At 74.0% G+C, this 9,850-nt stretch carries 8 protein-coding genes; 4 read left to right on the top strand and 4 right to left on the bottom strand.

The window, feature by feature from the left end:
• Positions 1-13 precede the first annotated feature (13 nt).
• The gene (locus A4V12_RS00130) at positions 14-1,189 is read right to left on the bottom strand and encodes an ROK family transcriptional regulator (protein ID WP_064067068.1); all 1,176 of its coding nucleotides are present in this window, start codon (positions 1,187-1,189) and stop codon (positions 14-16) included.
• Between the two features lie 109 nt (positions 1,190-1,298).
• On the opposite strand from A4V12_RS00130, the gene A4V12_RS00125 reads away from it, so the two are divergent.
• Entirely contained in the window at positions 1,299-2,498 is a 1,200-nt protein-coding gene (locus tag A4V12_RS00125) for an MFS transporter (RefSeq protein ID WP_064067067.1), read from the top strand.
• Between the two features lie 172 nt (positions 2,499-2,670).
• Complete coding sequence (locus tag A4V12_RS00120) at positions 2,671-4,077, top strand: uracil-xanthine permease family protein (RefSeq protein WP_064067066.1); 1,407 nt, start codon at positions 2,671-2,673, stop codon at positions 4,075-4,077.
• Here A4V12_RS00120 and A4V12_RS00115 read toward each other — a convergent pair.
• A complete protein-coding gene (locus A4V12_RS00115) occupies positions 4,056-5,279 on the bottom strand; it encodes a glycoside hydrolase family 6 protein (protein ID WP_064067065.1) in 1,224 nt (407 codons plus the stop codon). The two genes, A4V12_RS00120 and A4V12_RS00115, sit on opposite strands and share 22 nt — an antisense overlap.
• Before the next feature lie 109 nt (positions 5,280-5,388).
• Here A4V12_RS00115 and A4V12_RS00110 point away from each other — a divergent pair, with 109 nt between their 5' ends.
• On the top strand, positions 5,389-6,111 hold the full coding sequence (locus A4V12_RS00110; RefSeq protein ID WP_064067064.1) for a DUF5995 family protein: 723 nt from the start codon (positions 5,389-5,391) through the stop codon (positions 6,109-6,111).
• An 88-nt stretch (positions 6,112-6,199) separates the two neighbouring features.
• On the opposite strand, the gene A4V12_RS00105 is transcribed toward A4V12_RS00110, so the two are convergent.
• Both A4V12_RS00105 and A4V12_RS00100 read right to left on the bottom strand, forming a co-directional pair.
• Positions 6,200-7,894, bottom strand: a complete 1,695-nt coding sequence (locus A4V12_RS00105; RefSeq protein ID WP_064067063.1) for a flavin monoamine oxidase family protein — start codon at positions 7,892-7,894, stop codon at positions 6,200-6,202.
• A gap of 49 nt (positions 7,895-7,943) precedes the next feature.
• Positions 7,944-8,744: a carbon-nitrogen hydrolase family protein gene (locus A4V12_RS00100; RefSeq protein WP_199831192.1), complete on the bottom strand. Its 801-nt coding sequence runs from the start codon at positions 8,742-8,744 to the stop codon at positions 7,944-7,946.
• A 300-nt stretch (positions 8,745-9,044) separates the two neighbouring features.
• Between A4V12_RS00100 and A4V12_RS00095 the strand changes: the two genes are divergently transcribed.
• The gene (locus tag A4V12_RS00095) at positions 9,045-9,602 is read left to right on the top strand and encodes a hypothetical protein (RefSeq protein ID WP_064067062.1); all 558 of its coding nucleotides are present in this window, start codon (positions 9,045-9,047) and stop codon (positions 9,600-9,602) included.
• The last annotated feature ends 248 nt before the right edge of the window (positions 9,603-9,850 follow it).

Raw genomic sequence — 9,850 nt, 5'->3', positions numbered from 1 at the left:
TTGCGGACACGACCTAGGGGGCGGCCGGGGCGAAGAGGTCGTCCTGGGCCGCGTCGCGGACCGTCAGCAGGGCGCCGCGCAGGACCGCGGCGCCGCCCAGGGCGCTCGCCCGCACCTCCGTGCGCAGCGGGGACAGGGTGGCCAGCCGGGCCTCGACGCGGGCCGCGAGACCGGCGCCGCCCGCGTGGCCGACCTCGCCCCCGAGCACCACGCACCCGGGGTCGAGCACCGCGCCGACGGCGGCCGCCCCGAGGGCGACGCGGTCGGCGAGGGCGTCCAGGAAGTCGTCCGCGCCCGCCTCCAGGGCCATGCGCACGGCCACCGCGCCCGCCGCCTCCTCGCCCAGGTCGTCGCCGGTCTCGATGCCGTACCGCGCCGCGAGCGTGCGGATCGCCGACGAGCCGGCCAGCGCGTGGAACCCGCCGTCGCAGCCGGTCGCGGACGGCAGGCCGCCCGTCCCCGGCACGGGCAGGAAGCCGATCTCGCCCGCACCGCCCGACGCGCCGCGCCGCAGCCTGCCGTCCAGCAGGACGGCCGCGCCGACGCCGTGGCCGAGCCAGAGCAGGACGAAGGTGTCACGGTCGCGCCCGGCGCCCTCCCGCTGCTCCGCGACGGCCGCGAGGTTCGTCTCGTTCTCGACGAGCACGGTCGCGGGCAGCCGCTCCTGGAGGACGGCGACGAGCCGCCGGTGCCAGGCGGGGAGGCCCGTCGAATCGCGCAGTTCGCCGGTGGCCGGGTCGATCAGGCCGGGCGCCCCGATCCCGACGGTGTGCAGCCGCCGTACGCCCGCCTCGGCCACGGTCCGCTCCAGCAGCGCCACCGCGCGCTCGACGGCGGGCCCGTCGCTGTGGCCCTCCATGGGCAGCGACGCCTCGGCGAGCGTGCCGCCGAGCAGGTCGGTGACGACCACGGAGAGGCTGGTGGTCCGGACGTCGAGGGCCGCGAGGTGCGCGCGGTCGGCGACGATCCCGTACAGCCGGGCGTTGGGGCCGCGCCGCTCGGCGCCCGCCTCGCCGACCACCCGGACGAGTCCGGAGTCCTGGAGCCGTTCGACGAGGTCGGCGACGGTGGGCCGGGACAGTCCGGTCAGGGTCTTGAGCTGACCTGCCGTCAACGGTCCCTGCTCCTGGAGGAGTCGGAGGGCGAGCCGGTCGTTGATGGCCCGGGCGGTGCTGGGCGATGCGGGCATGCCGTGATCCTCTCAGAACTCGTCGTACCACCTTACTATCAGGCAGGCTTCCTGATAATTTACGTCCGCCGCACAAGGACGCGACCGGGGAGGGCCCGTGGCACAGGACATGGTGTTCGACAGAGAACGGCTGAGGCGGGCCCGGTACGCCGTGGCCGCCGTCTTCTGCGTGCACGGCGCCGTGACCGGCAGCTTCGCCACCCGCGTCCCGTGGATCGCGGACCACGCCGGCATCGGGGCGGGCCAACTGGGCCTGGCGCTCGCCTTCCCGGCGCTCGGCGCGTCGGCGGCGATGCCGCTCGCGGGCGCGATCAGCCATCGCTTCGGCGCCCGCACCGCACTGCGCGGCCTGCTCGCGCTGTGGACCCTGTCGCTGATGCTGCCCGCCCTGGCCCCGAACATCTACACCCTCTGCGGCGCGCTCTTCGTCTACGGTGCCACCGCCGGCATGTCCGACGTGGCCATGAACGCGCTGGGCGTCGAGGTGGAGAACCGGCTCGACAAGTCGATCATGTCCAGCCTCCACGGCATGTGGAGCGCCGGGGCGCTGATCGGCTCGGCCGCCGGCACGCTCGCCGCGCACCTGGGCACCGACGCCCGGCTGCACCACCTGATCGCCGCGCTCGTGCTCACGGCCCTGGGCATGCTCTTCTGCCAGGGCGTCCTGGACCTGCGCAGCGCCCCGGACGAGGAGCCGCCGCCGCGGTTCGCGCTGCCGCCGAGGTCCGCCCTGGTGATCGGGGCGATCGGCTTCTGCGGGGTCTTCGCGGAGGGCGCGAGCCTCGACTGGTCGGCCGTCTACCTCCGCGACGAGCTGGGGACGTCGGCGGGCCTCGCGGCCGCGTCGACCACCGCGTTCGCCCTGACCATGGCGGTGGCGAGGCTCGTGGGCGACCGGGTCGTGGACCGGTTCGGCGCCGTGCGGACCGTACGCGTCGGGGGCGTCGCGGCAACCGCGGGCGGCGTCCTGGTGGTCGTCGCACCGCACCCGGCGGCCGCGCTTGCGGGCTTCGCGCTGCTCGGGCTCGGCGTCGCCGTCGTCGTACCGCTGGCCTTCGCCGCGGCCGGCCGCAGCGGGCCGAACCCGAGCCAGGCCATCGCGGGCGTCGCCACGATCACGTACACCTCGGGCCTCATCGCCCCGTCGGCGATCGGCGGCGTGGCCGACGCGACCTCGCTGACCGTGTCGTTCGGGCTCGTCACCCTGCTGGCCTTCGGCCTGGTCCTGGGCGCGGGCGTCCTGCGCACCGGCGACCGTACGACCCGTACGGCCACGAACGCGGTGACGGCCGGCAAGAGCCCCCGCTGAGCCGGGCGGGCCGGCGACTGCGTCGGGGCGCGGCGGCCCACCGGCGGACCGCGCACAGCGCGCCGGCAGGTACGACTGGCCGATTACCATGGCGCCTGGTCTTTTTCGGCCGCTTCCCCGGCCGGGACCCGGCCGCGCGGCCGCCCCGAACCGGAGAAGTGGAGCCACCACCATGAACCTCGGCGTGCGCTGGACCCTGCACGGCGACGGACGGACACCCGCTCCCGGAGCCGTCGTGCGCCCCGACGAGCGGCTGTCCTGGCCCCGTACGTTCGGACTCGGCGCCCAGCACGTCGTCGCCATGTTCGGCGCCTCGTTCGTGGCGCCGGTCCTGATGGGGCTCGACCCCAATCTGGCGATCATGATGTCCGGCGTCGCCACGGTGATCTTCCTCCTCGCCACGCGCGGCAAGGTCCCCAGCTACCTGGGCTGTTCACTGTCCTTCGTGGGTGTGGCCGCGACCATCCGGGCGAGCGGCGGCGACAGCGCCACCGTCACCGGGGCGGTCCTGGTGGTCGGCGCCGTGCTGTTCCTCGCGGGGCTCGCGGTGCGGCGGTTCGGCGCGCGGATCATCCACGCGGCCATGCCGCCGATCGTGACGGGCGCCGTCGTCATGCTGATCGGCTTCAACCTGGCGCCGGTGACGGCGTCGACGTACTGGCCGCAGGACCAGTGGACCGCGCTGCTGGTGATGCTCTTCACCGGGCTCGCCGTCGTCTGCCTGCGCGGCTTCTGGTCACGGGTGGCGATCTTCCTCGGGCTGGTCTTCGGGTACGCCCTCTCCTGGGTGCTCGACCTGGCCTTCGGCAGGATCCACTCCCCGCTCGGCGGCGCCGAGGCCGTCGACCACTGGCGCCTGGACCTCTCCGGTGTCGCGAAGGCCGACTGGATCGGGCTGCCTGCCTTCCACGCCCCGGCCTTCGAGTGGTCCGCGATCCTCGTCGCGCTGCCCGTCGTCATCGCACTGGTCGCGGAGAACGCCGGACACGTCAAGGCCGTCGGCGAGATGACGGGCGACCCGGTCGACGACAAGCTCGGCACCGCCATCGCCGCCGACGGCGCCGCGTCGGTCCTGTCCACCGCCCTGGGCGGCCCGCCGAACACCACGTACTCCGAGAACATCGGCGTCATGGCCGCGACCCGCGTGTACTCGACGGCGGCCTACTGGGCGGCGGCCGGCTTCGCGCTGCTCTTCGGCCTGTGCCCCAAGTTCGGCGCGGTCGTCGCCGCCATCCCCGGCGGTGTGCTCGGCGGCATCACCGTCATCCTGTACGGCATGATCGGCCTGCTGGGCGCGCAGATCTGGATCAACGCCAAGGTCGACCTGCGCAACCCCCTGAACCTCGTCCCGGCCGCCGCGGGCATCATCATCGGCGTCGGCGGGGTCAGCCTGAAGATCACCGACAACTTCGAGCTGGGCGGCATCGCGCTGGGCACGATCGTCGTCATCACCGGCTACCACGTGCTGCGCGCCTTCGCCCCGGCGCACCTCAAGGAGCAGGAGCCGCTGCTGGACGCGGGCACCAGCTCGTACGAGAGCGGCGAAGGCGACGACGCTCAGCCGGTCGCCAAGTCGTAGGCGTAGTCGGCGGAGAACTCCCCCGCCGCGCCCGAGCAGCCGTCCGACTCGCCCGGGAGCTTGATCCACAGATAGGCGTCGATCCGGGCCTCACCGGTCCGGGTCGTCGGCGTCCGGCCGAGCGCCCGGCCCGCCGGGTCGCACCACTCGCCGGGCGCCGGGGCGCCATTGCCGTTGCGGCTGGTGTCGACGACGGCGCCCAGGTGGGACGGGCCTCCGAGCGCGGCGAGCACGCGCCGGGCGTAGGAGGCCTCGTCGGCGGTGGTGTGGAAGTTCGACACGTTGGTGAAGATGCCGTCGCTGCTGGTCGCGGCGCCCGCCTCGCGCAGGGCGGCGGCCATCTTCGCCGCGGAGTGCCAGCCGGAGTGGCCCGCGTCGAAGTACACCTTGGCCTGCGGATTGGCGGCCCTGAGCGCCTTGCCCGCCCTGGCCAGCGAGGCGTACCGGGCGGCCCGCTGACCGGAGGAGAGGCAGTCGGCGAGGGCGATGGAGTCGGGCTCCAGGACGACGATGACCGGCCCGCTGCCGAGCCCGGCGGCGAAGTTCCGTATCCACCCGTCGTACGCGGCCAGGTCCGGGGCCCCGCCCTGCGAGGCGCCACCGCAGTCCCGGTCCGGGACGGCGTACGGCACGAGGACGGGAACCCGGCCCGCGGCGGCCGCCCCGGAGGTCACCGCGCGCACCCTGCCGGTGATGGCGCCCGGGTCGTACTGCGCGAACCAGACGGCGGCCGGCTGGTCGGCGATCCGTGACTCGATGACCGCCCGGCGCGGGTCCCCGGGGTTGGCCCGCACCCAGTCGAGCACCTGGGACTGCGGGTGGCGGTAGAGGGAGGCCGACACGGTCCGGGGCGCGGGCGCCTTCGGAGCCTTCCGCTTCTGCACCGAGGGCTTCGGGGCGGGCGGGGCGGACGGCTTCGCCGTGGTGCGCGACGGCGACGGCGACGGGGAGGCCGGGGCGGTGGTGGTGACCGTGGGGCTGGGGCGGGCCGGCAGCGGCGGCACGTACAGCGCGCTCCCGGAGACCTCGGGCCGCGGCCCGGCCGTGTCCTCGTCCCCGCCGCCCGCGGTCAGCAGACCACTGACCGTCCCGACGGCGACGACCACCGACGCGGCGGCCGCCATCGCGTGGCGGCGTGCCGTACGCCGCCGCTCGGCCCGCCGGCCGCGTTCCGTCCGGCGCTGTGCGCGCACGCCTGACACCGTGTTGTTCCCCTCCCCCAGGGTGCTCGCGCGGGAGATCGTTCCCCCGTTCCGGGGAAGCCCGGCGCGATGACACCACCGAGAGCCTACCTACTGGGACGCTGCCCCCATGGCGCAGATCGAACAGTTCCCGGCGGCACCCTCGATGATCGGCCCGGTCGTGACGCGGATGCGCGCGTTCGCTGAGCTGTGGCCGGCGACGGACGGGGTGGCGGTCTTCAACCGGGTCTACCTCACGGTCACGGAGGAGATCGAGCGGCGCGTCGACGCGGGCGGGTTCGCCGACCGGCGGGCCGCCGGCACGCTCGACGTCCGCTTCGCGGAGCGCTACCTGGTGGCCGTCGACGCGGTGGCGGCGGGCGGGCGGCCGCCGGCGTGCTGGCGGCCGCTGTTCCAGTACCGGCGCCATCCCGGGGTGCGTCCGTTGCAGTTCGCCGTGGCCGGGATCAACGCCCACATCGGCCACGACCTGGCGCTGGCCGTGGTGGACACCTGCCGGACGCTCGGCTGCGAACCGGCAGACCTGGAGCGGGACTTCGAGCGGGTGGGCGATGTGCTCGCCGTGCTGGAGGAGCGGGTGCGCGAGGAGCTGATGCCGGGGCCGGACGTGCTGGAGATCGCCGACCCGCTGACGCACCTGCTGGGCTGCTGGAGCCTGGAGCGCGCCCGGGACGGGGCGTGGCTCGCCGCCCGCTCGCTGTGGCAGCTGGAGCGGCTGGGCGAGCTGGGCGGGCCGCCGGAGCTGGCCGAGGAGTTCACCGAACGCCTCGACCGCTCCGTGGGGCTCGCGGGGCGGATGCTGCTGACCCCGCTCGCGCCGTGCGGCGGGTGACCGCCGGCGGGACGCGGACGCCCGCCGGGGGCACGCGGGCACGCACCCCCGGGCGCCCCGGGTCCACCCGCTCCCGCCATGCCGGCCGTCAGTCCTCCGGCAGTTCCACCGGGGCGATCTCGTCGTAGACGTCGCCCGGACCGGGGTTGGTGGCGTCGGTCTCCCCGCCGAAGTGGTGCATGACGCCCCAGACGGCGTTCAGCGCGGTCTGCACGGCGCCCTCGGCCCAGCCGGCCGTCCAGGAGATGTCGTCGCCCGCGAGGAAGATGCCCCTCTTGTCCTCGGGCAGCCGGTCCTGCATGAAGTGGGTGAACAGCCGCCGCTGGTAGCGGTAGTGGCCCGGCAGGTTGGCCTTGAACGCGCCCATGAAGTAGGGCTCGTTCTCCCACGACACGGTCACCGGGTTGCCGATGATGTGCTTGCGGATGTCGACCTTCGGGTAGATCTCGCCGAGCGACTTGAGCATGACCTCCATGCGCTCGTTGGCGGAGAGCGGGAGCCACTTCAGGCTGTCGTCGCACCACGTGTACGACAGGCAGATGACGGCCGGCTTGTCCGGGCCGTCGTCCAGCAGGTAGGTGCCGCGGGTCATCCGGTCGGTGAGCGTCATCGACATGACGTCACGGCCGGTCTCCTCGTCCTTGTCCAGCCAGAAGGGCCGGTCGACCGGGACGAACAGCTTGGACGACTCCATGTAGTGGGTGCGCTCCATCGCCGTCCAGTGGTCGATGGGGAACAGCGAGTCGTCACAGGCGATCTTGGACAGCAGCATCCAGGACTGGGCGGTGAAGATCGCCGCCTGGTAGGTGCGGATGTCGCCGTTCGCGTCGGTGACCGTGATGCGGTTGCCGGCGGTGCGGTGCAGGCGCGTGACGGCGGGCTTGGGGTCGCCCTCGTGCAGCGACTTCAGCGACGTGCCGAGCGGCCAGTGGACGATCTTCTCCGGCTCGCGCTCCCACAGGCGCAGCGGCAGCTGCTGGGAGCCGCCGACGATGCCGCGGTGGTGGTCGTCGGCCTCGGTGTAGACGACGCGGAGGATCTCCAGGATGGAGTTGGGGAAGTCGGTGTCCCAGCCGCCGGTGCCGAAGCCGACCTGGCCGAAGATCTCGCGGTGGCGGAAGGACTTGAACGCCTCGGACTCGCAGAGGAAGCCGTAGAAGGTCTGGTTGTCCAGCTTCTCGACGAGCTTGCCCCAGATCTCGCGGATGCGGGGGACGTCGCGCTCGCGCATGGCGCGGTTCATGTCGGAGAAGTCCGCACCCTCCTCCAGGCAGTCGTTCCACGCCTTGGCGACGTCGCGGTAGACCTGCGGCAGGTCGTCGATGGTCTCCGCGTAGTGCGACTCGCCCTTGAGGTCGACGACGGTCGACGGGGTCGACTCGGCGAGCGGGTTGGGGAACGGGCGGGTCTCCAGGCCGACGAGGTCGATGTAGTGCTGGAGCGCGGTCGAGGACGGCGGGAACCGCATGGCGCCCATCTCGGCGGTCAGGCCGTCGGTGCCGGTGCCCTCGAAGCCGACGGTGCGCAGCCGGCCGCCGATCTGGTCGGCCTCGTACACGACGGGCTTGAGGCCCATCTTCATCAGCTCGTACGCGGCGACGATGCCGGACAGTCCACCGCCGATCACGGCGACCTCGGTGCCGTGCTCGGTCGCGGGTATCTGGCCGAGCCCGGCCGGGTGGGCCAGGAAGTCGTCGTACGCGTACGGGAAGTCCGGACCGAACATGGTGATCGGCGGCTGCGCGTCGGTGTGCTGGACGGCGGTGGGCACCGTGGACGTCATGGGGTACGGGCTCCTTGCGGGAAAGCTGGGGCGGGGCGGGGCGGGAGGCTCAGCGGGCGAGCGAGGTGTAGAGGCCGGGGCGGCGGTCGCGCAGGTAGGGGTTCGCCTCGCGGGAGGAGGCCAGGAACTCCGGGTCGACGTCGCCGACGACGAGCTCCTCGCCGCGTCCGGCGCGGGCGCGCGCGGTGCCGTCGGGGCCGGCGAGCGCGGACAGGCCGACGAACTCGAACTCGCCCTCGGGGCCGGTCCGGTTGGCGTACGCGATGTAGATCTGGTTCTCGAAGGCGCGCACGGGTACGACGGACTCGGCGACGATCTCGGCGGGGTGCATCAGCGCGGTGGGCACCAGCAGCAGCTGGGTGCCGGCCAGCGCGTGCGCGCGGACGTTCTCGGGGAACTCGACGTCGTAGCAGACCATCAGGCCGACGCGCAGCCCGCCGAGCTCCGCCTGGACGACCGGCTGGTCGCCGGGCGTGAACGAGTCGGTCTCGAAGCCGCCGTAGAGGTGGGTCTTGCGGTAGCCGAGCAGCCGGGCGCCGTCGGCGCCGATCAGCTGGGCCGCGTTGTGGACGCGGTCGCCGTCGCGCTCGGGGTAGCCGTAGGCGATCGCGAGCCGGTGGCGCTCCGCGATGTCGGCGACGGCGTCGGCCCAGTCCCCGTCGGCGGGCTCGGCGAGCCGTGCGACGTCGTCACCGATCGCGTACCCGGTGATGAACATCTCGGGCGCGACCAGCAGGCCGGCGCCGGTGGCGGCGGCGCGGGCGGCGGCCTCGTCGAGGACCTTGAGGTTGGCGGCGACGTCACCGGGCTGTCCGGAGCTCTGGAGCAGGGCGGTGCGCAGCGGCGGCATCGGCAGACCTCTGTCGGGGTGCGTGGCGGGGAGGGAAGGCGTCGAGCAGACGCTCAAAACGGTACGGTCCGGTCTTCTTCCGGGACAAGGCGTGACCGTTGCGGACCGACGACCGATCCGTTGCGCGGATGGGGGGCTCCGCGGTGATTCGTTGCGCGGCCCTCCTCCTGGGGTCGGACGGGGTCCCCGCCGCCCGGCGGAGGACGGTGACGACCGGCGCGCGATGCGGCGGGGCGCGGCGGGGCGGAACAGTGGTGGGCGTCCGGGAAACGCCGCTCCACCAGCCGAAAGGGCTCCCTCATGAACCGTCGTACGAAGATCATCGCTGTGGGCGTGGCCGTGCTGCTCGCCGCGGGGGCCACGGCACCCGCCATGGCCACGGACGACGGGCCGGCTCGGTCGGGCACCGTCCGGGAGGCGGCCGCCCTGACGGGTACCGCGAAGCTGTACCGGCCGGCGGGCGACGACATCACCTTCACCTTCGACGCGCATCTGGCCGCCGCGGACAACGGGGACCCGGAGGCGGCGACCGGGACGTTCACCTTCCGGCACGTCTTCCCGGACGGCACCTCGGCCTCGGCGAAGGCCCGGGTGGACTGCCTGGTGACGGGCGGCCCGGTGGCGGTCGTGACGGGCGTCGTCACCGAGTCCGACACCCCCTTCACGGGCAAGCGCGTGGGGGTCTCCGTCCACGACCTGGGCCGGCACGACCGGCTGGGGTACAGCTGGATCGGCAGCGAGCCGGAGGAGACCAAGAAGCTGCCGAAGTGCATGAGCGCCGCGCCGTTCGAGAAGGTCAGGAACGGTACGGGGGACTTCCGGGTGCTGCCGTGGCAGCCGGCGTACCCGGAGAGCTGACCGGGGCCGCCCCGTCCGGTCGGTCCCGGCGCGGCCGGCGGGACGCCGGGGCGTGTCGGCCGGGGAATGTCCGCCCGTAGCGGCGTCCGCCCGGACAGCGGGGCGGGGGCGGGGTGCCGGGTACGTCCCGTCCGGAGAGCCGGGGGTACCGGGTGCGTCCGGACCACAGGGGGCCGTGCGCCCCTGGCCGGGCGGGCCCGGGCGCCCCGGGCCGGGCTCCGGCTCGCCGCCCTAGGGAGTGTCCGCAA

This window comes from Streptomyces noursei (assembly GCF_001646665.1).
Classification (GTDB): domain Bacteria; phylum Actinomycetota; class Actinomycetes; order Streptomycetales; family Streptomycetaceae; genus Streptomyces; species Streptomyces lavendulocolor.
The sequence above is the reverse complement of the archived record's forward strand: the minus strand, read 5'-3'. Positions and strand labels throughout refer to the sequence as shown.